Below are 20,162 nucleotides of genomic sequence, written 5' to 3' on the forward strand. Positions count from 1 at the left end.
GACCAGCCGAGTTCGCCCACGGCAGACAGCGGCCGTTGCCGATTCCACAACAGGAAAAGCCAGATAAGGCGGTAAAATTAGAGGGTAAACGGAGCACACCCCGCATGTCGCGATTCAAGACTACGGGCCCGCGTCCCGGCCCGAGATACTCGGGGGCGCACACTCCACCACATCTCTCTCGAAAGCTCGCCGCAGTCGCGGTCGCAGCCCTCACCGACACGGAAGGAGGGCAACGATGAGCATGCCCGAACTCGACACCACCGCTGCGTTCCTGACCGCCCCGCCACCACTGCGGAGCGCCAAGATCGAGATGACCGAGGACGAGGTCGTCGCAAGCATCACCAGCGATAACCCGCTGGTGCCGTCCAGCCTCCCGAAAGGCACGCGCGCCGTGCTCTACCTCCGCGTCTCAAGCAAGGGCCAGGTCGACACCGACTACGACCCCGAGGGCATCTCGCTTCCCGCGCAGCGCATCTCCTGCGCGCGCAAAGCGGAACAACTCGGGTTGACCGTCATCGGCGAGTACGTCGAACCCGGACGCAGTGCGACCGAGATGACTAAGCGCGTCGCCTTCCAGGCGATGCTGGAGCGCGTCTCACGCCAGCACGACGTGGACGCGATCATCGTCCACGACCTCAGCCGCTTCGCCCGCAACCGCATCGACGACGCCATCGTCATGGCCGACCTCCGTAAGCGCGGCGTGACCCTGATCTCCGCCACCGAATCCATCGACGCGACCCCGGTCGGGCAGCTCATGCACGGACTCTTGGCTGCATTCAACGAGTACCGCAGCGCGAAAGACGGCGCCGAGGTGTCCTACAAGATGGGGCAGAAGGCGATGAACGGCGGCACGCTAGGTCGAGCACCGCTGGGCTACCTCAACGTCACCGACAACATCGAGGGGCGCAAGATCAACACGATCGCGGTCGACGAAGAGCGAGCACCGTTCGTGAAGCTCGCCTTCGACCTCTACGCCCGCGGCCAGATGACCTTCCAGGACATCGCCGACGAGCTCACCGACCGGGGACTCCTGACCAGGGCGACCGCCCGCTGGCCAGCCGGCCCCGTCTCGGACTCCAAGATCCACCAGATGCTCCGCGACCGCTACTACCTGGGCGAGGTGCGGTATCGGGGCGAGTACTACGAGGGTCGCCACGAAGCACTCATCGACGTGAAACTCTTCGACCGCGTGCAGGAACTGCTCGACACGCGCGGCTACTCCAGCGAGCGCCGACGCAAGCACGATCACTACCTCAAGGGCACGATCTGGTGCGGGCGGTGCCGACTCGAAGCCGACACCAACCGCCGCATGATCCTCATGCACGTCAACAGCAAGACGAAGGCGACCTACTCATACTTCTTCTGCCGCGGCGTGCAAGACCACACCTGCGATGCCCCATACTCCAATATCGACCGCATCGAGGAAGCCGTCGAACGGCACTACAAGACGCTCTCGCTCCGGCCGGAGTTCGTCCAGGCCGTCCGCACCCTCATGGAGGCCGCCGTCAACGACCAGATCGGTGCGCAGAAGATGCTCCAAGAGCAAGCGAAAACCCAGCTGCAACGGCTCGCGACCCAGGAAGATAACCTCATCGACCTCGCCGCAGACGGCGGCATCGACACCTCTCGCGTCCGCAGCAAGCTGCGCGATATCGCTCGGCAGCGTAAGGAACTCGAAGTCGAACTCGCCTCCGTCACGGACGACATCGCGCCTGGCATGGCGTACATCGACGCTCACCTGGAGTTGCTGACTCAGCCGTACGAGCTGTACCGCTACGCAAGCGACCAGACGAGGCGCATGCTCAACCAGGCGATCTTCAGGCACGTCTATGTCGTGAACGAAGAAGTAGTCGGCGACGAGCTCAACACCCCGATGCGGGAACTGCTCGCCTCCCAACGCGGCTGGAGCGTCTTCGAGGACACCGGTGACGACGTTCTCGCCCGCGAACTCGCCACCGCTGAAGCACAGCGTCACGCAGGCGTGGGTGAAACAAAGCAGGCCACCGTTTCCGGTGGCCTGCTTGATGATTTCATTCCGGCCCTACTGACCGACCGTGCGGAAACGGTTGGCATTTGCAGTAAGCCATCTATGGTGCGCCCGAAGGGACTCGAACCCCTAACCTTCTGATCCGTAGTCAGATGCTCTATCCATTGAGCTACGGGCGCAGGGCCTCCGCGCGAAACGGCGCGCAGGCCGTGGTCCAGCATAGCCCGGACCCGCGTCGAGGTCTAATCGGCGCCGGAGGCAACGCATCCCGGGCGTGGCGAGCGCGTGACGAGGCGATGAAGACGCGCCGAACGTAGGCTGATCGCATGAGCGCCTACGTCTCGGCGTTCGAGCTGTTCTCCATCGGTGTAGGACCCTCGAGCTCCCACACGGTCGGCCCCATGCGGGCCGCCGCAGAATTCGCCGCACGCCTGCGCTCCACCCGAGCGCTCGACCGCGTGGCATCCGTCTCCTGCGCCCTGTACGGGTCGCTCGGCGCGACCGGGATCGGGCACGGCACACCGGATGCCGTCGTCGCGGGCCTGCAGGGACTCGAGCCCGAGACGGTGGAGCCGGATGCCGTTCGCCGGGCGTGGTCGGACTGGCCCGACGGGCAGACGCTCGCGCTGGCCGGGAGCCATGGCATCCCGTTCTCGAAGGGTGACATCGTGCTGGCGCCGCGCACGCGGCTGCCCGGACACCCGAACGCGATGACGCTCTTCGCGCGCGACGCCGGCGGCGCGATCCTCGCCGACGAGACGTACTACTCCGTCGGCGGAGGGTTCATCCGCCGGGACGGGGAGCCGCCGCGGGTCGCCGCAGCCCCCGTGCCGTTCCCCTACACCGACGCCGCGACGCTGCTCGCGCTGTGCGACGAGCACGGCATCACCATCGCGGAAGCCGCGCGGCGCAACGAGGAGGCGCTGCGCTCCGACGAGGAGATCGCCGAGGGGCTCGACCGGATCTGGGATGCCATGGCCTCCTGCGTGAACGCCGGACTGCAGAACGACGGCGTGCTCCCCGGCATCCTGAAGGTCAAGCGGCGGGCGTCGGTCATCCGCGCGCAGCTCGAGGAGATCCAGGCCGAAGGGCACCGCGAGCTCCCCGGGGAGTGGCTTGGGGCCTTCGCGCTGGCCGTGAACGAGGAGAACGCCGCCGGCGGGCGCGTCGTGACGGCTCCCACGAACGGGGCGGCCGGCATCCTCCCCGCGGTGGCGATGTACTGGTGGCGCTTCCTCGCGGATTCCGGACTCGGCGTGGGGAACGCCGTCACCCCGCACGGGGAGCTCGTCGGCAGCGCGCTGCTCGGGTTCCACGGGCACGCCGCGACGCGCGCCGAGGCATCGGGGTGGGACGACGCGCAGGTCGCCGAGGCGAACCGGCGCCGTGGCATCCGTCGCTTCCTCCTGACGGCGGCGGCCCTCGGGTCGCTGTTCAAGAACAACGCCTCGATCTCGGGAGCCGAGGGCGGATGCCAGGCCGAGGTCGGCTCCGCGTGCGCCATGGCCGCGGGCGGGCTCACGGCGGTCATGGGCGGGACGAACCGGCAGATCGAGAACGCCGCGGAGATCGCGATGGAGCACCACCTCGGGCTCACGTGCGACCCGGTCGGCGGGCTCGTGCAGATCCCGTGCATCGAGCGCAACGCGATCGCCGCGTCCACCGCGGTGACCGCAGCCCGCCTGGCTCTGCGCGGCGACGGCACGCACTACGTCTCGCTCGACACGGTCGTCGAGACGATGCGGCAGACCGGCATCGACATGTCGACGAAGTACAAGGAGACGAGCGAGGGCGGCCTCGCGGTGAACGTCATCGAGTGCTGACGCGGGGTGGTCGGCGTCGCACCGCGCGCCAGTGTCCAAGACACGCCGATGCGGCGCGCGCGGAACGGCGTGTCCTGGACACTCGACCCGCGAAACGCCGGGCGCGTCAGCGCGTGTCGCGGAGCTTCGCCGTCAGCGCGTGGAGCTGGGTGAGCTCGGCGTCGTCGAGTCGCGCCATGCGCTCGGCGATCGACGTCGCGTGCGCGGCGGCGAGCTGCCGGAACGCCGCGGCGCCGGCCTCGGTCGCCGTCACGAGCGAGCCGCGGCCGTCCTCGGGGTCCGCGCATTTGGTGAGCAGGCCGCGGGCGACCATGCGCTCCACCAGGCGCGAGACGCTGGGCTGGCTGATGAGCATGTTCGCCGTGACGTCGCGGAGGCGTGCGGTCATCCCGCGGCGACGCGTCACCGTCAGGAGCACGTCGTACTCCGCCTGCGACAGCTCCGTGCCCTCGAAGTCATTGCGCAGATCCTCGAACACCTCGTGCTGCGCGCGGAACAGGCTCTCCCAGGCGCGGACGGCGAGGCGGCGATCGGTCATGCACTCAGGGTAGGGCGTCCCGACCCGACGGGGGCGGAGCCACGTCCATGTCGATGAATACAGGAAGGGCCGGTCGAAGCGGCATCCGACCGGCCCTCTGCACCAAGAGTGTCCTGCAATCACATGTCGGTAACCGCCACAGCAAAACAGCTACCGTGCGATGACTCTATAACGGTGAGGTAACGGAAGGGAAGAGGTTTCCGTGACCTTTTCGTGATGCGCGTCGGCTCAGCGTCCGCGCACGTGGTTCCACTGCGTGATGACCTCGGAGCCGTGCTCGAACCCGAGCTCGCTGACGGCGGACGTGCCGAGGACGAAGTAGCGCCCGCCCGCGGCCGTCAGGCCGAGCCACGTGCCCGCGAGGGCGCGGAGGAAGTGCGAGTGCGAGAACAGCAGCACCTGTTCGCCGGCGCGTACGCGCGGGCGCAGCTCGTCGAGGAGGGACTCGGCGCGGGCCGTGACCTGCGCGACCGTCTCGCCGGGGGTGGCGCCCGCGGGGGCGCCGGCCTGCCAGATGGTCCAGTCGTGGCCCAGCCGAGCGCTGATCTCCGGGGTCGTGAGGCCCTCGTAGGCGCCGTAGTCCCACTCGACGAGGCGCGGCTCGATCTCGGCCTGCGGGTAGCCGGCGCGGGCCGCGGTCTCGACCGCACGCTCGAGGGGGCTCGTCAGGACGAGATCCCAGTGCCGTGTCGCCAGCAACGTACCGGCGAGCTCGGCCTTGTACGCGCCGGTCTCGGTGAGCGGGATGTCGGTGAGCCCGGTGTGGCGGCCGGTGCGGCTCCATTCGGTCTCGCCGTGGCGCACGAGCACGAGGCGCCCGTCGGGGTCGGTCAGATCCTCGTCTTTCACGTGCCCATCCTCCCGCGTTCCGACCCGGCGGTCGCCGACGGGGCCGAGAGCGGACGAAGGGCCGGTCGAGGAGTGTCGACCGGCCCTTTTCCCTGCACCAGAGTGTCCTGCAATCACATGTCGGTGGCTGCCACAGCAAAACAACCACCGTGCGATGACTCTATAACGGTGAGGTAACGGAGCGGAAGGGGATGCCGTTATCTTTTCGTGACTTCATAGCTGCTTCATCAGTTCCGTTGTGCCGGTCACGACAGCCAGGTGTTCCAGCCGACCCGCACCGGCGACGTGATGGTCGAGGTGCGACTCTCGACGGCCTCGCACGACGGACCGTAGAGCGTTTCGGTGCCCGTCACCGTGACGGTGTACACGCCGTACTGTCCGTTGCCGGTCTGCCCGGGCGGGATGTCGATCGTGATGTCGTTGCCGAGGCCGGCCGTGAGGCTCGCCGAGAACGACGTGCCGTAGGTTGCGGACATGCTCGCGAGCTTGGCATCCAGGCCGACGTTCGCACTTCCGCTGACACTCGCCTCCACCGTCGCAGAGGCCTGCGCGCTGAACGTCGTCGACGCCGTCGATCCGGTGCCGTTGTAGTTGGACTGCGGCGGCCCTGCCGACACGAGCGACTCCGCGCTCTTCGTCTCCGGGCTGAACAGCCACTGTCCCGACTCCTCGCACGCGGCCTGAGCGGGGAGGGATCCGGCTGTCAGCATCGCGGTGATGAGTCCGACGGACGCGGCCGTTCCCCCGAGCAGACGGCGTCGACGGCGGGGGGAGCGGGTCTCGGTTGCGGTGGTCTGGCTGTCGGTCACGATGTCTCCGATCGTCGTGCGGATCCGAGGATCCGTCGTTCGTTCTGCCGACCGCCCCGTCGTCTGTGCGGGACGCGTTGCATTCGACGTTTCTCCGCCGACCGGCTCGGATCAACCGGCCTCGCGAGTTGGGAGCGCTTTCATGGCACGACTCTCATCTTCCGCTGGGTGCCGGGTGTGAGCCTTCTGGACAAGCCCGGTGAAGGCGCCCGTTGCGATCGGGGGAGTGGTTCGCTTCCGCCCCGGTCCACGCGGCGCGGCAGGTCGTCTCCGGCTCCTCGGCCGAGGGCTTCCCGGCATCCGTTAGCCTGACGTGCGCCGCGATTCGGGCCGAGGGTCGAAAGGTCGGCCGTGCGAGCCCCGGTTCCCGGTCTCTCCACGATTGCGAGTCCACATGACAACCTCCCCGGGTTCGTCCGCCCTGCCCACCGAGATCCCTGCCGCGACGGCGCCCCCGCGCACTCTGCGGCGCGCGATGGATGCCAGGCATCTCGTCATGATCGCGCTCGGCGGGGTCATCGGGTCGGGACTGTTCCTCAGCTCGGGGTACACGATCCACCAGGCGGGCCCGCTCGGTGCCGTGATCGCGTACCTGCTCGGCGCGTTCGTCGTGTGGCTGGTCATGGTGTGCCTGGGCGAACTCGCCGTCGTCTACCCCGTTTCGGGGTCCATCCACGTCTATGCGGCGCGCACGATGGGGCCCGCGACCGGGTTCGCGACCGCGTGGCTGTACTGGCTGTGCTGGGTGGTGGCACTGGGGTCGGAGTTCACCGCGTCGGGGATCCTCATGCAGCGGTGGTTCCCCGGCGTGGACGTCTGGGTGTGGTGTCTCGTCTTCGCGGCGGTGCTGTTCACCCTCAACGCCATCTCGGCGCGGGTGTTCGGTGAGACGGAGTTCTGGTTCTCGCTCATCAAGGTGCTGGCGATCGTTGCTCTCATCGTGCTCGGCGGCCTGGCGATCTTCGGGTTCACCCCGCTGTCGTCATCGCCCCACGAGGCCGTGCTGTTCAGCAACTTCCTGACCCCCGAGGGTCTGCTGCCCGCGGGGCTCGGGGGAGTGCTGATCACCTCGCTGGCGGTGTTCTACGCCTTCAGCGGCGCCGAGCTGGTCGGGGTCGCCGCGGGCGAGACCAAGGACCCCGGTCGCAACATCCCGCGCGCACTGCGCTCGACCGTGCTGCGGCTGCTGGTGCTGTTCGTGCTCTCGATCACGGTGATCGCCGCGCTCCTCCCGTACGAGCGCGCCGGTCTCAGCTCGAGCCCCTTCGTCGACGTCTTCGAATACGTCGGCGTTCCCTACGCGGCGGACATCATGAACTTCGTCGTGATCACGGCACTGCTGTCGGTCGGGAACAGCGGGCTCTACTCGTGCGCCCGCATGCTCTTCTCGCTCGCCGAGGAGGGCTACGCGCCGCGCGCGTTCACGCGCCTCACCCGGCGTGGCATCCCGATCGTCGCGCTCCTGGTGAGCCTGGCGATCGGACTCGTGTCGTTGATCTCCAGCGTGATCGCGGCCGAGACGGTCTATCTCGTGCTCGTGTCGATCGCCGGTTTCGCCGCGGTGGCCGTGTGGATGTCGATCGTGGCGGCGCAGTTCTTCCACCGCCGCCAGTTCCTGCGGCGCGGGGGCGACCTGTCCGCGCTGGCCTATCGGACGCCGTTCTACCCGGCGGTGCCGATCCTGGCGTTCGTGCTGCTGACGGCCTCGATCGTGGCCATCGCCTTCGACCCCGCCCAGGCGCCCGCGCTGTACTTCGGCATCCCGTTCGTCCTGCTCTGCTACGCGTACTTCTGGGTGCGCTACGGCCGCCGCGGCGCGCGCCCGGTCCCGCTGGACGAGGAAGCGCTCGTCGACTCGCGCGAGTGATCTCCGACGCGCGTGCGACGGCACCGAGGATCAGGGGAAGGTCCCGCGGTCGCTCGCACGGTCGCCGAGGTCGCGGCGGGACCGGGCGCCGACCTTGGCCCGCGCCTGGTAGATGTGGGATTCGACCGTGCGCACGGACAGGAACAGGCGATCGGCGATCTCGCGGTTCGACATCCCCGCGGCGATCAGACCGGCGATCTCCCTCTCCCGCCGGGTCAGCGACGACGCGTCGGTCGTCCTCGACCCCGGGGGAACGGCGGGCGACTCCGTCGGCGGGTGCGAGGCGGAGCGCGGCACGAGCGTGCGCACGAGGGCGTCCCGGAGATCGGAGTGCCGGCGACCGGCGACGAGAGGGACCGGCGCATCGTCCCAGATCCGGCGGACGGATGCCGTGGACCCGGACAGCAGGCGACGGATCTCGTCCTGGAGATCCTGCTCCGCCACCCCCAGCGTCACCGCCCGATGGAGATCCCGCACCCGCAGCATCGGTGCGGGTCGCTCCGTCGTCAACGACAGTGCGTGCCGAGCCGCCCGGGCGGCGTCGTCGTAGCGCTCGTCCAACGCGTCGACCATCGACCGCGCGGCGACGCAGTCGTGACGGAGGCTCAGAGGTCCGTCCGCCCAGAGGCCCGAGACCCGGTCGACGATGCGTCGTGCCTCCGGGATACGGCCGCGGACGGCGACGAACTGCGCGATCAGCAGCTTCACGCCCGCCACCGCCATGTCCTTGCGGATCAGGTGGAACCGCCCCCGCGCCGCGTGGAGATCGCGGAGGGCCCCGTCGTCGTCCCCGGTGACGGCCGCCGACAACGACGCGGCCAGTCCGGCCACCCCCAGCGCGCGGTCATCCCCCTCCCGCGCGGCTCGGCGGCGCTCATCGGCGATCCGTTCGTGGATCAGCGGCACGTCGGAGCCCAGCGTGAGGTGCGTCATCAGGGAGACCGTCAGCGCCCACGCCCGTTCCGCTGTGCCGAGACCGGCGACACCGCTCTCGTAGACGAACTCCTCGATGCGAGCCGACAGCCGATCGGCACCGTCCGCGTCCCCCAGATGTGCGCGGGCGTACGCCTCCCGCAGCCACGCCCAGACCCGCCGGGAGCCCGAAGCCGTGCGGGCCGTCTGCTGCGCGACGTCGCGCGCGAGCGGCCACTGCAGCGCGAACCCGAGAGTGTCGACCCGTGCGGAGGCGGGATCCTCTTCCGCACTCGGTGCGCGACCGCGGTCGAGCGCGGCATGCAGGGCGCGGGAGGCGGAGGAGAATCCGCGCATCTCCCACGCCGTCGCGATCTGCTGCGCCCGATGCCTGTCCCTCTCCGACGCGACCACCGGCGGCAGGGGGCTCTCCGTCTGCGGCGCGCCGACGGAGACCCGCGCGTGCGCGAGTTCCAAGCGGAGGGCCCCGTCGTCGGGGTCGCCGGCGAGCCCGGTCGTCGCGAACGCCTCCGCCGTCGCGAAGCGCCCCTGGTCGTTGGAGTGTCTCGCGGCGTCGAGCAGCGCGCGCCGACACAGATCCTCGGTCGCCGGGACGGGCGGGGGATCCCCGCGCAGGAGTGACTCGGCCACGACGGCCGCGATCGGCGGGCTCCACCATCGGCCGCCGGCCTCGAACATCTGCGCCGCTGCGGCCTCGACGATGTCGCGGACGTGCGCGTCCCCGAGGCTGCGCGTGGCCTCGGCGGCGAGCACGGGATTGGCCCAGAGGGCACCCGCATCCGAATCGTCTCTCCAGATGCAGCCGTACGCGCGGAGCGTCTCGACCTCATGACAGGGGCGGATGCGGGCCGCGTGCGACGACGATATGCCCGGGAAACGCCCTACGGCCACCAGCGTCGAGAGATGCTCGACGTCCAGGGCCGACAGATGCGTGCGCACCGCGTCCCCGAGTCGCGTCCACATCGGAGCCTCCCGCAGGGCGGCGAGCGGATCGCGCCCATGTCTCGCGGCGTGGGTCGCGACCTCGGCGAACTCGAAGAGCAGGGCGCGCGAGCCGTTCGCCATCCACACCAGCGCGTCCTGGGTCACGCCGTCGAGCGCGTCCGCCCCGCACTCGCGCAGGAATGCAGACGCCTCCGTCTCTCCCAGGGGCTCGAGGTCGATGCGGAGTGCGAAGCCGCGGCTGCCCAGCTCCAGCAGCGAGTGCGTGAGATCGTCGGATGCCGGGCGCGTGAACCGTGGCGTCTCCACCGCGATGCACGCCGTGACGCGGCGATGGCACACCGCGCGCAGGAGGGTCGCCCCGGAGCGCTCGTCGAGAGCGTGGGCGTCGTCCACCAGCAGCGTCGTCCCCGGCGCGGGGAGGTCCTCCATCACCGCGGACCCGGCCTCGGGGGTCAGCTCCACGCCGCGCACGAGCTGGGTGGGGACCTCCCGCCGCGTCAGCGCGTGCGCGACGCGGCTGATCGTCACGGTCTTCCCGACCCCCACGGGCCCGACCAGGATCACGGGAGTCCCGGCCGCCAGATGTCGCGCGATCACCTCCGGGTCCGCCGCATGTCGAACGGTCCGCGGAGTGCTCTCCCCACCGCGGAAATCTGCGATCGCCCCCATTGCCACCCCCTCGTGGAATCGGTCCCACATCACGATAGCCGCACCCACGCAGACCGGGTCGGGCGTCGATACGGAGGACTACCCACTTTCTCGGCTCAGTAGTCGCCGGGAAATACGGGGTTCTCATCCGAATGGACGAGCGCCCATCGGCATCCCACTGGTGTTCGCTCTGGTTCGCGTCTCCGGACCTTGGCGCGCCCTCCACGCGCCGAGAGGCTCGCCATCGCGGGGTCGTCCCGCTCGCTGGGCATCGGCCGAGCGGTCCTGAACCAATGGGGGTTTCCATGGAGAAGCAGAAGCACCGGGTCGTCCGGCGCCGGATTTTCGCCGTCGCCGCGGGAGGCGCGGCTCTCGGGGTCGGCGTGGCCGCCACCCTCGCGGCCTGGACGGACACCGAGTGGGTGTTCGGCGGGGACGGCACGGGGGGACCGGGTGTCGGGACCTCCACCTTCGCGATCGAGCAGAACACGGACCCGGGCTTCGACGAGGCCGCCTGGACCGATGAGCCGGACAACCCCGGCGGCGAGATGGTCTTCTCCGCCGCAGGGCTTCTCGGCACCGAGCTGACGCCGGGTGACAGCGTCTACGCCGCGGTGGCGCTGCGCACCAAAGCCGCGTCGATCGCGGGCGACGTCGAGCTCCAGCCCGCCGTCACGGCGGCGGGGATCGCCACCGTTGACGACGGCGACCGGCTGTTCGACGCCCTGGATGTGCGCGTCGCCACCGCGACCGCGGCCTTCACCTGCGACGCCTCGGCCTTCACCGGCGGTGCGACCATCATCGCCGACGGTCCGCTGTCCGGCACCGGCGGGTCCGTCACGCAGTCGCTCGCGGCGGCGGCCGGCTCGGTGCAGTACTACTGCTTCGAGGTCACGCTCCCCGACCCGATCCCGCTGGCTCCCGGATTCGACGCCGCGGACTACATGGGCCGGACCATCGCCCCGGCCTGGGAGTTCGTGGCCACCTCGTGAACGATCTGGTCACGGCATCCCGGCCGATCGCCGCACACGCCTCCGGCGCCCGGCACAGGTCATCCTCTCGAGCGTCCGCCGTCGGAACGGTCGCACCGATCGAGCGGGTGCGGGATGCCGTGACCATCTTCGTCGGATGCCTCGGCATCCTCACCGTCGCCTGGTTGGCGGCGAGCGCCGTGTGGGGGCTGGGGATCATCGTCTTCGTGACCGGGTCGATGTCCCCCACGCTCCCCACGGGGGCCGCCGCCATCACCCGCACGGTCGACGCCGTCGATCTCGCCGTCGGCGACGTCGTGACCGTGCGACGGCCCGGCAACGGGGCCCAGGTGACCCATCGCATCATCGACATCGCGCCCGTCGCGGGGGACCCGCAGGCCCGCAGCCTCACCCTCCGCGGCGACGCGAACGACTCCGCCGACCTCCGGCCGTACGTCGTCACCAGCGCCCCTCGGGTCCTCGTCGGCGCACCCGGCGCGGGGTCGATCGTCACCGCCGCCAAGACGCCGGTGGCCATGCTCGGCGGGTCCGTGCTCGTCGCCGCCGTGATCGCGTGGGCCCTGTGGCCCGCATCGGTCCGGACGCGCGCCGACGACGCGGACCCGCAACCCTCTTCGCTTCCTTCCCGCTGATCCCAGGAGACCCATGTCCCTCTCTCCCCGCGCCGGTCGTCGGCGCGTCAGCGCGGTCCTCGCCGCCGCCGCCTCCCTCGCGCTCGTCGGCGCGGGAGGCCTGTTCGTCGCCGATGCCGCCCGTGCGGCGTTCATCGACGTCCCGCCCACCGGGGCGCCGGGACGGCTGGTGCTCTCCTCCGACCCGTACCCCGCGGAGTTCCTCGATCTCAGCCCCGGCGACCCCGCTTTCTGGCAGATCCGCGCCCGTCTGGAGGACGCCACCCGGGCCACCCTCGCGCTCGAGCTGCGGAAGAGCGGTCCGCTCGCCGAGGCCCCTCGCGGCTTGAATGTGCAGGTGGACGTGTGCGATTCGCCCTGGGCGGGGGTGCCCGAGCAGCCCACCTGCGCCTCCGGGAGTCGTGCGGTGACCCTGGCCACACCGGCCGAGGACTACACGTCGTCGTCTCCGTCGTTCGAGTTGCGTCCCTTGACGCCGTCGGCGCCGCAATACCTGCTCGTGACGCTCTCCGTGGAGGATTCCGCCGCAGCACAGGGGGACACCGCCCTCATGGGGCTGCGCGGTCGGATGGGGATCGGTCTGACGGCCACATCGATCGACGACGTGGCCGTGCGACCGCCGGGCCGCCTGCCGGCCACCGGGTTCGACCCCATGGCTCTGATCGGCGTGGGCGCGCTGGCCGCGGGCCTGCTCGGGCTCGGGGCGTCGCTGCGGATCGCGCGGAACGGAGGACGACGGTGAAGACATGGATGCGCGCGGCACTGGCCGCGTCGATGGGCGCGGCCCTCGTGGTGCCGCTCGGCATCACTGCCACGACCGCCAGTTGGAACGACACCGAGTGGGTCCATGAGGATGCGCTCGGGACGTCCACTCTCGACTGCGCGCAGAGCCCGGCGCTGGAGAGCCGCTCGCGCGGCACGTTCCTCGCCGGGGAGCTGCTCGGCGTCGACCTCGACACCGTCGCCGCGCTCGAGGACATGCGCCTGACCGTGCAGGCGGACGGCACCGCCGTGCCCGACCCGTCGAACGCGATCGACCTCGGCTCGACACCGCCGACGTCCACGTATGCGAATCCTCTGGAGGTCACGGCCCTGGGCATCGTGGGCGTGGACCTGACCGGACTCGCCGTTCCGCTGCCCGGTGCAGCCCTCGGTGCGGCCAACCAGTGGGCGCAGGGATCGAGCGGCGGGCGCGCGGCCGGCGCGGCCGGGCTGATCAACGACTCCGGTGGCGTTCTCGTCTCGGACACCACCCCGGACGACGATCTTCCGCGGCCGGCGACGATCGACCTCACCGCGTTGCTGCCCTCCGTCGTGGGGCTGGACACGGCGACGCTCGAGGTCGGTGCGGTCGCCGCGAGCTCTCAGCTCGACGGGTGCGCCGCCCTCCTGCAGCAGGTCTGGGGGGTCGCTCCGACGCAGCCGACGGTCGAGCGCGACTACGGCATCGCTTCGCTCGGGGTGGTGCTGGACGCCCCCGCGGTGGGGGCGCTGACGGGTGCCGTGACCACGACGGTCGGGCAGCTGGAGACCGCGGTCGCCGGACTCGTCGGGCAGAACGGTCTGATCGCGCAGAACCTGCGCACTGCCCTGGCCCTGCGGGTGCCCGGGATCGCCGCGGCGACCCTCGCGGGTACGGTCACGATCACCGGACTCGACCTCGGGGCGACGGTCGCCCCTTTCCTGGGCCTCCAGCTGGAGGGCGACGGCTTCACGATCGATCTCGCGAGCGGGCGGATCCTGGTCGACATCGCACGACTCACCGGTCCGCTCAACGACGCGGCGCCGAACACGGAGCTCGTGCTGAACGCGGGGGTCGTGAACGCGATCGTCGCCGAGGCCGGGACGCTGCTGGACGACTGGGCCGAGGACGTCACCGATGCGCTCAGGACCGCGATCCGGAACGCACAGCTGAAGATCGCCCTGACCACCTCGGTCTCGGCCGCCGGGTACACGCTCGCCACGGTCCAGCTGGGTCTGGATGCCACGATCGGGGCCGTCGTCGACGGCACCGCCACGATCGGGGTGACGCTCTCGAACCAGCCGACGGGGCTGATCGTCGCCACCATCAACACGGCGCTGGCGGCCCTGGGACTGCCGACGCTCACCTCGATCCTGTCCACCCTCACCTCCTCCGGGTCCGCTCTGACCACGAGCGTGGCGAACCTCCTCACGACGCAGCTCTTCGACCGCGTGACCACTCTCGGCGCCACCCTGTCGACGCTCTCCGCCCCGGTGGTGACCGTGCTCGCCACCGTGCTGAACGCGCTCCCGACGGTGGTGTCCCTGATGGTCAACGTCCAGCCGGACCAGCCCGGTGCGCCGCCCGGATCGACCTTCACGGCGGCGACGTCGCGGTCGACGGCGGAGTACGCGGTCACCGCGCTGCGACTCGGACTCGCCGACTTCGCCGTCCCCGACGACGTGGCTCACGTCCTGTTCGGCACCGGATCCGCGGGTCCCGTGACCCTGCCCTGAGCGGGTCGCGGCGGTGAGGGATCACCGCCGCGGCTAGCTCTTCGCTCCGGTCAGCGCCAGCGCCCCGCCGAGCCCGATCATCATGACCCCTCCGGCTCCCGCCAGCCCCGAGATCCGCCGCGGGGACCGCGCGAACCAAGCCCGGGCCGTCCCGGCCGCGAGCGCCCACGTGCTGTCGCAGACCAGCGCCATGGCCTGGAACAGCAGTCCCAGCGCCAGCAGCTGAGCCCAAACGGGCCCCGCCGCGGGTGAGACGAACTGCGGCAGTACGGCGACGAAGAAGGCGATCGTCTTGGGGTTCGTCACCCCGACGACCATCCCCTGGCGCAGCAGTGTCCAGGTCGACCGGGTCCCGACCGCGGCGAAGGCGGCGCCGTCCCGTCGGTGCCGGATCGCCTGGACACCGAGCCAGACGAGGTACACCGCACCGACGATCTTGATCACAGTGAAGGCCACGACGGACGACGCGACGATCGCCCCCACGCCGAAGGCGACGGCGATCACGGCCGGGATCGTTCCGAGGGAGTTCCCGACGACGCTCAGCACGCCGGCGCGCCGACCGAGGGCGATCGACCGGCCGATGACGAACAGCACGCTCGGCCCCGGGATCACGATGATCACGGCGGAGGCGAGCACGAACGCCACCAGGTTCTCCCACGGAATCATGCGCTCACCGTATCCCCGCGGGCGTCGGCGTGACGACTACTCTCGTGACACGGTCGTCTACCCGAGGGAGCCGTCATGCAGGAGCAGTTCGACACCGTCGTCGTCGGAGCCGGAATCGCGGGTCTGTCCGCGGCTCGGCTCCTCGCTCGCGAAGGCCGTCGCGTCGTCGTCCTGGAGGCGCGCGACCGCGTGGGCGGCCGCGTGCACTCGCAGCGCGACGGGCACCACGTCACCGATCGCGGGGCGTCGTGGATCCACGGCATCGACGACAGTCCGGTCGAGGCCGCCGCCCGGAGCTTCGGGATGCCGATGGCGGAGTTCACCGTCGGCGGCTACCAGCCCGACAGCCGCCCTCTGGCGTACTTCGGGCCGGATGCCGCGCGCCTCGCCCCCGACGAGGTGCGGGTGTTCGCCGATGACGTCCGCGCCCTGAACGCCGATCTGGTCGACGTCATCGCCCGGTCGGCTCCGGATGCCACGTACGCCGACGTCGTCGAGGAGGCGCTCGCCGCCCGCGACTGGGCGCCCGAGCGCGCGCAGCGCGTCCGCGAGTACAACGGCCGCCGTGCGGAGGAGCAGTACGGGGTCCACATGTCCGTCCTCGGGGCGCACGGCCTCGATGACGACACCGTCAACGGCGACGAGGTGGTTTTCCCCCGCGGATACGACGAACTCGCGACGAACCTCGCCGTCGGCCTCGACGTGCGGTTCGAGCACGTCGTGACCGCGATCGACTGGTCCGACGCCGGGGTGACCGTCACCACCGACCGCGGCACCTTCCGGGGCGCGACCGCCGTCGTCACGCTCCCCATCGGCGTCCTGCAGTCCGGTGATGTCGCGATCACGCCGCCGCTGCCGGACACCCATCAGCGGGTGCTCGAGGTGCTGGCATCCAACGCCTTCGAGAAGGTGGTGCTGCGCTTCCCCGAGCGGTTCTGGGATGCCGGGGTGTATGGCATCCGTCAGTTCGGCGCCGAGGGGGAGTGGTGGCACTCCTGGTACGACCTGGGACGGATCCACGACGAGGCGGCGCTGCTGACGTTCGCCGCCGGTCCCGCCGCCGTCGCCACGCGGCACTGGAGCGACGAGGAGATCACGGCCTCGACCATGGCGCAGTTGCGTCGCCTGTACGGCGAGGAGATCCCCGACCCCGACAGCGTGGTCGTCACGCGCTGGCAGGACGACCCGTTCTCGCGGGGGTCGTACAGCTACATGAAGCCCGGCTCGGTCGGCCCCGACCACGACGAGCTCGCCGCGCCGATCGGGGGAGTGCTGCATCTCGCCGGAGAGGCCACGTGGGGCGACGACCCCGCGACGGTGCCCGGTGCCCTGCTGTCGGGGCACCGCGCCGCCGAGAACGTGCTCGGCCGCGCGGTGCCGATCGAAGAGCTCTGGGCCTGACTCAGCGCGCCTCGGCGCCGGTCGCGACCGGCAGCTCCGGGTGGTTCGACCACTGGCTCCACGACCCGGGGAACACGCGCGGCGTGAACCCGGCGAGGGTCAGCGCGACCGCCTGGTGCGCCGCGGTGACGCCGGACCCGCAGTACACGCCGACCTCGACCTCGGGGGTCGCGCCGAGCGCCGCGAAGCGTTCCCGCAGCGCCTCCGGGTCGAGGAACCGCCCGTCGGCGCCGACATTCTCGGTGGTGGGGGCGCTCACGGCGCCGGGCACGTGCCCGGCGCGGGGGTCGATCGGCTCGACCTCGCCCCGGTATCGTTCGCCGGCGCGCGCGTCCAGCAGGAGCGCCCCGTCGGCGAAGGCGGCCACCTCGTCGAGCGGGAGCACGGGCAGCGCGCCGTAGGCCAGCGTCACCGACCCGGGCGCGGGGGGAGTGACATCCCCCGTCTCCACATCGAACCCGGCGTCGGTCCACGCGCGGAGCGACCCGTCGAGCAGACGCACGTCCGCGACGCCGGCGTACCGCAGCAGCCACCAGGCGCGCGCGCTCGAGAGGTTCTTGAGGTCGTCGTAGACCACCACGGTGTCGCCGTCGTCGATGCCCCACCGTCGGGCCGCCTCCTGCAGCGCCTCGACGGGCGGGAGCGGATGCCGCCCGTCGGTGGGCTCCCCGTGCGCGGCGAGCTCGTGGTCGAGGTCGACGTACTGCGCGCCGGGGATGTGCCCGGCGCGGTACTCGGGCCGCCCGTCGGGGCGGTCCAGGCGCCAGCGCACGTCGAGCACGCGGACCGGGCCGCCGTCGGAGAAACGCCCCGCGGCGAGGGCGTCGCGCAGTTCGGTCGCGGTGACGAGGGCGTCAGACATGCGCGTGCACCGCCTCGGCGTCGTGGATGCCGGACAGCTTGAATGCCAACCGACCGTGCGCGAACCCGCCGCCGGCGCGGATCGCGGTGGCGACCCATGCGGCCTCGGCGAGCTCGGCCTTGGAGGCGCCGGCGCGGACGGCCGCCTGCGAGTGCCCGTCGATGCAGTACGTGCACTGCGTGGTGATGCCGACGGCCAGGGCGATGAGCTCGCGGAACTTCAGGGGGATCTCGCGCCCTTCGGGCGCGAACACGCTGTCGTTGAACGCCGTGAACGCGGCGAGCACGTCCGGCGTCGTCTCCTTGTAGTCGCGCGTATAGGCGCGGTCTCCCTCGCGGTCGAAGAAGTCGCTCATCTCTCACTCCTCGTGGCGGCGCCGATCGGATGGTGCACCGGTCCGAGCCTAGGAAGACCGCGCGCGGGCGAGCAATGCCGGGTCCGTGATGAGCACCCATCGCCGTGCCCGATGGATGCCATGTGAACCCGCGTGACCGTCGCCGAGCGGGCGGGGCGCGCGGCCGTCTATCGTCCAGGCATGGCCGAGACGCTCGACATCATCCAACTGCGCACGTTCGTCGCGATCGACGAGTGCGGGGGATTCGGCCGTGCCGCGGTGGCCCTCCACATGTCGCAGCCCACGGTCAGCCAGCACGTGCGCTCCCTCGAGAAGCGGCTGCAGCAGCCGCTGGTCGAGCGGGACGGCCGGCGCGCCCGCTTCACGCTGGCGGGGGAGAAGCTCCTCGCCGAGGCCCGCCGCATCCTCGCCGTCCACGACGAAGCCCTCGCGCGTCTGGACGTCACGCGCGCTCGCACGATCGTCGTGGGGTCCACCGAGACGGCCGCCGAGCAGATCCTGCCGGAGCTCCTCGGGACCCTCCGGCGCGCGTTCCCCGACCGCCAGGTGCAGTTCCACATCGACCGCTCCACCAAGATGACGGAGGCCGTGACCAAGGGCACCATCGACCTCGCCGTCGTGCTCGACACCGGATCGACCGTCGCCGGCGTCGAGGTGGGCGAGCTGCCGCTCAACTGGTACGCGTCGCCGTCCTGGCAGCCGCCGGGGCACGGCGAGGCCGTGCCGCTCGTGGCGTACGTCGAGCCGTGCGGCATGCGACAGCGCGCACTCCAGGAGCTCGGCGACATCGGTGCCCGCGTCGACATCGCGGCCGAGTCCGGCAGTCTCGAGGGCGTCATCGCCGCAGCCCGTGCCGGCCTGGGCGTCGCCGTCCTGCCCACCGCGGGTCGTGCGCCCGCCGGTCTCGTGGTGCGGCGCGACTTCCCCGACCTCGGCCGCATCTTCGTCCGGCTCATCACGCGGCGGGGCCTCGAACCCGACGTGGAGCAGGCGGCGCTGGCCTCCCTCGACGGGTTCTTCGCGGTCCGACGCCACATCCACGCCGTCTCGGCGTGACGTCCGCGCCCATCGGAATGCCCGATGGGTGCGGTTCGAGGATCGCTGTTGGACGCGCGCGGCCCCTCCCGCGGAGCATGGGGGCATGACTGCCTCTCCGACCCTCTCGCGCGTCGACCTCGGCGCCCTCACCGCCGCCGTCGCTGAAACCGCGGAACGCTACGACCGTTCCGGTGACTTCCCCACCGACGGTCTCGCCGCCGTCCACCGGGCCGGAGTGTTCCAGGCGGTGCTCGGAGAACGTTTCGGCGGCGATCAGGTCGACGCCCTCGAGCGCCTGCGCATCCTGCAGGCGATCGGTCGCGGCGATCCCTCGGTGGCGCTCATCGTCGCGAACACGCTGGCGACGCACATCGCCCAGATCGACCGGGACGTCTGGCCGGCGCACCTGTACGAGAGGGTCGTCGCCGAGACAGCCGAGCGTCCCGTCTCCATCAACACGGCGCGCGCCGAACCGGAGCTCGGCGCCCCGGCCCGCGGCGGTCTCCCCGCCACGACGGTCCGCCGCACCGCGAACGGCTGGGCCGTGACCGGACGGAAGGCCTACGTCACCGCGAGCACCGGGCTCGACTACCACCTCGTGTGGGCCAAGACCGACGACGCGGAGCCGCGGGTGGGGCACCTGATCGTGCGGGGCGACGCACCGGGCCTCACGATCATCCCCACCTGGGACCACCTGGGCCTGCGGGCCAGCTCCACCCATGACGTCGTCTACGACGGCGTCGAGGCCCCCGAGGACCACTTCCTCGAGATCCCCTTCACGGGGGTCTACCGCGACCCCGCGGCCCAGGCGAGTGCCCTCGGCCTCACGCACGCGGCGCTGTACGTCGGCGTCGCCCGCGCGGCGCAGGACTTCTTCATCCGTTTCGCCCACGACCGGGTCCCGGCGGGGCTCGGACGCCCGATCGCGACCACCGATCGCATCCAGACGGTCGCCGGCGAGATCGAAGCGCAGCTCGTGCAGGCCGAGACGCTGCTGTACGGGGCGACCGAGAAGGCGGTGGCGGGCGATGCCGACGCCGTCGCGCGCGTGCCCCTCGCGAAGATCCTCATCGTCCGCTCGGCGATCGCCGCCGTCGAGGCGGCCGTGGCCGCGCTCGGAAACCCGGCCCTGAGCCGGACCAACCCCCTCGAGCGACACCTGCGCGATGTCCTCTCCGCGCGCGTGCACCCGCCCCAGGAAGACCAGGCGCTCCTCGGCGCGGGGCGGAGAGTCCTCGGCGTCTGACGCAACACGGCGTCATCGGAGCCGCCCCCGCCGCGCGCGCCACACCGGCCTCCGACACCCCGAAACCCCCGGAATCCCGCGGATCCCGGGGGT

General features: G+C 71.1%; 17 protein-coding genes, 1 tRNA gene and 1 pseudogene. 10 read left to right on the top strand and 9 right to left on the bottom strand.

Annotated features, from left to right (window positions below):
- Positions 1–310: 310 nt before the first annotated feature.
- Positions 311–1,153: pseudogene (locus BW982_RS18710) on the top strand (recombinase family protein); the annotation flags it as partial.
- A 198-nt stretch (positions 1,154–1,351) separates the two neighbouring features.
- Here the strand turns inward: BW982_RS18710 and BW982_RS18425 are convergent.
- The gene (locus BW982_RS18425) at positions 1,352–1,975 is read right to left on the bottom strand and encodes a hypothetical protein (RefSeq protein WP_139327520.1); all 624 of its coding nucleotides are present in this window, start codon (positions 1,973–1,975) and stop codon (positions 1,352–1,354) included.
- 115 nt (positions 1,976–2,090) lie between these two features.
- Positions 2,091–2,166, bottom strand: a tRNA-Arg gene (locus BW982_RS16395).
- A 147-nt stretch (positions 2,167–2,313) separates the two neighbouring features.
- Between BW982_RS16395 and BW982_RS16400 the strand changes: the two genes are divergently transcribed.
- Positions 2,314–3,810 carry an L-serine ammonia-lyase, iron-sulfur-dependent, subunit alpha gene (locus tag BW982_RS16400; protein ID WP_076495156.1) on the top strand — a complete coding sequence of 499 codons (1,497 nt, stop codon included), beginning with the start codon at positions 2,314–2,316 and terminating at the stop codon, positions 3,808–3,810.
- A 106-nt stretch (positions 3,811–3,916) separates the two neighbouring features.
- On the opposite strand, the gene BW982_RS16405 is transcribed toward BW982_RS16400, so the two are convergent.
- From BW982_RS16405 to BW982_RS16415, 3 genes are all read right to left on the bottom strand, one after another.
- Positions 3,917–4,348 (bottom strand): MarR family winged helix-turn-helix transcriptional regulator, encoded by a 432-nt coding sequence (locus BW982_RS16405; protein WP_076495158.1) that lies wholly within the window; start codon positions 4,346–4,348, stop codon positions 3,917–3,919.
- A 228-nt stretch (positions 4,349–4,576) separates the two neighbouring features.
- Positions 4,577–5,197, bottom strand: a complete 621-nt coding sequence (locus tag BW982_RS16410) for a histidine phosphatase family protein (protein ID WP_076495160.1) — start codon at positions 5,195–5,197, stop codon at positions 4,577–4,579.
- A 245-nt stretch (positions 5,198–5,442) separates the two neighbouring features.
- A complete protein-coding gene (locus tag BW982_RS16415; protein WP_076495162.1) occupies positions 5,443–6,006 on the bottom strand; it encodes a hypothetical protein in 564 nt (187 codons plus the stop codon).
- A 475-nt stretch (positions 6,007–6,481) separates the two neighbouring features.
- On the opposite strand from BW982_RS16415, the gene BW982_RS16420 reads away from it, so the two are divergent.
- The gene (locus BW982_RS16420) at positions 6,482–7,873 is read left to right on the top strand and encodes an amino acid permease (protein ID WP_254845640.1); all 1,392 of its coding nucleotides are present in this window, start codon (positions 6,482–6,484) and stop codon (positions 7,871–7,873) included.
- A 30-nt stretch (positions 7,874–7,903) separates the two neighbouring features.
- On the opposite strand, the gene BW982_RS18615 is transcribed toward BW982_RS16420, so the two are convergent.
- A complete protein-coding gene (locus tag BW982_RS18615) occupies positions 7,904–10,348 on the bottom strand; it encodes a LuxR C-terminal-related transcriptional regulator (protein ID WP_139327521.1) in 2,445 nt (814 codons plus the stop codon).
- A gap of 356 nt (positions 10,349–10,704) precedes the next feature.
- Here BW982_RS18615 and BW982_RS16430 point away from each other — a divergent pair, with 356 nt between their 5' ends.
- Genes BW982_RS16430 through BW982_RS16445 form a run of 4 tightly spaced genes read left to right on the top strand, consistent with a single transcriptional unit; the run spans position 10,705 to position 14,501 of the window.
- The gene (locus tag BW982_RS16430) at positions 10,705–11,391 is read left to right on the top strand and encodes a SipW-dependent-type signal peptide-containing protein (protein WP_254845638.1); all 687 of its coding nucleotides are present in this window, start codon (positions 10,705–10,707) and stop codon (positions 11,389–11,391) included.
- Positions 11,388–12,023, top strand: coding sequence for a S24/S26 family peptidase (locus BW982_RS16435; protein ID WP_076495167.1), 636 nt, complete (start codon positions 11,388–11,390; stop codon positions 12,021–12,023). The genes BW982_RS16430 and BW982_RS16435 overlap by 4 nt, the downstream gene beginning before the upstream one ends.
- A gap of 13 nt (positions 12,024–12,036) precedes the next feature.
- Positions 12,037–12,765, top strand: coding sequence for a hypothetical protein (locus BW982_RS16440; RefSeq protein ID WP_076495169.1), 729 nt, complete (start codon positions 12,037–12,039; stop codon positions 12,763–12,765).
- Positions 12,762–14,501, top strand: coding sequence for a choice-of-anchor G family protein (locus tag BW982_RS16445; protein ID WP_076495171.1), 1,740 nt, complete (start codon positions 12,762–12,764; stop codon positions 14,499–14,501). Before BW982_RS16440 ends, BW982_RS16445 begins: the two co-directional genes overlap by 4 nt.
- A gap of 33 nt (positions 14,502–14,534) precedes the next feature.
- Here the strand turns inward: BW982_RS16445 and BW982_RS16450 are convergent, their stop codons facing one another.
- Complete coding sequence (locus tag BW982_RS16450) at positions 14,535–15,167, bottom strand: LysE family translocator (protein ID WP_076495173.1); 633 nt, start codon at positions 15,165–15,167, stop codon at positions 14,535–14,537.
- A gap of 75 nt (positions 15,168–15,242) precedes the next feature.
- On the opposite strand from BW982_RS16450, the gene BW982_RS16455 reads away from it, so the two are divergent.
- A complete protein-coding gene (locus BW982_RS16455) occupies positions 15,243–16,568 on the top strand; it encodes a flavin monoamine oxidase family protein (RefSeq protein ID WP_076495175.1) in 1,326 nt (441 codons plus the stop codon).
- 1 nt (position 16,569) lies between these two features.
- Here the strand turns inward: BW982_RS16455 and BW982_RS16460 are convergent, their stop codons facing one another.
- Positions 16,570–17,430 carry a sulfurtransferase gene (locus BW982_RS16460; protein ID WP_076495176.1) on the bottom strand — a complete coding sequence of 287 codons (861 nt, stop codon included), beginning with the start codon at positions 17,428–17,430 and terminating at the stop codon, positions 16,570–16,572.
- Positions 17,423–17,785, bottom strand: coding sequence for a carboxymuconolactone decarboxylase family protein (locus tag BW982_RS16465; RefSeq protein ID WP_076495178.1), 363 nt, complete (start codon positions 17,783–17,785; stop codon positions 17,423–17,425). Before BW982_RS16465 ends, BW982_RS16460 begins: the two co-directional genes overlap by 8 nt.
- A gap of 180 nt (positions 17,786–17,965) precedes the next feature.
- On the opposite strand from BW982_RS16465, the gene BW982_RS16470 reads away from it, so the two are divergent.
- Both BW982_RS16470 and BW982_RS16475 read left to right on the top strand, forming a co-directional pair.
- The gene (locus BW982_RS16470) at positions 17,966–18,841 is read left to right on the top strand and encodes a LysR family transcriptional regulator (RefSeq protein ID WP_076495354.1); all 876 of its coding nucleotides are present in this window, start codon (positions 17,966–17,968) and stop codon (positions 18,839–18,841) included.
- An 85-nt stretch (positions 18,842–18,926) separates the two neighbouring features.
- The gene (locus BW982_RS16475; RefSeq protein WP_076495180.1) at positions 18,927–20,069 is read left to right on the top strand and encodes an acyl-CoA dehydrogenase family protein; all 1,143 of its coding nucleotides are present in this window, start codon (positions 18,927–18,929) and stop codon (positions 20,067–20,069) included.
- The last annotated feature ends 93 nt before the right edge of the window (positions 20,070–20,162 follow it).

Source organism: Microbacterium sp. RURRCA19A, from assembly GCF_900156455.1.
Lineage (GTDB): Bacteria > Actinomycetota > Actinomycetes > Actinomycetales > Microbacteriaceae > Microbacterium.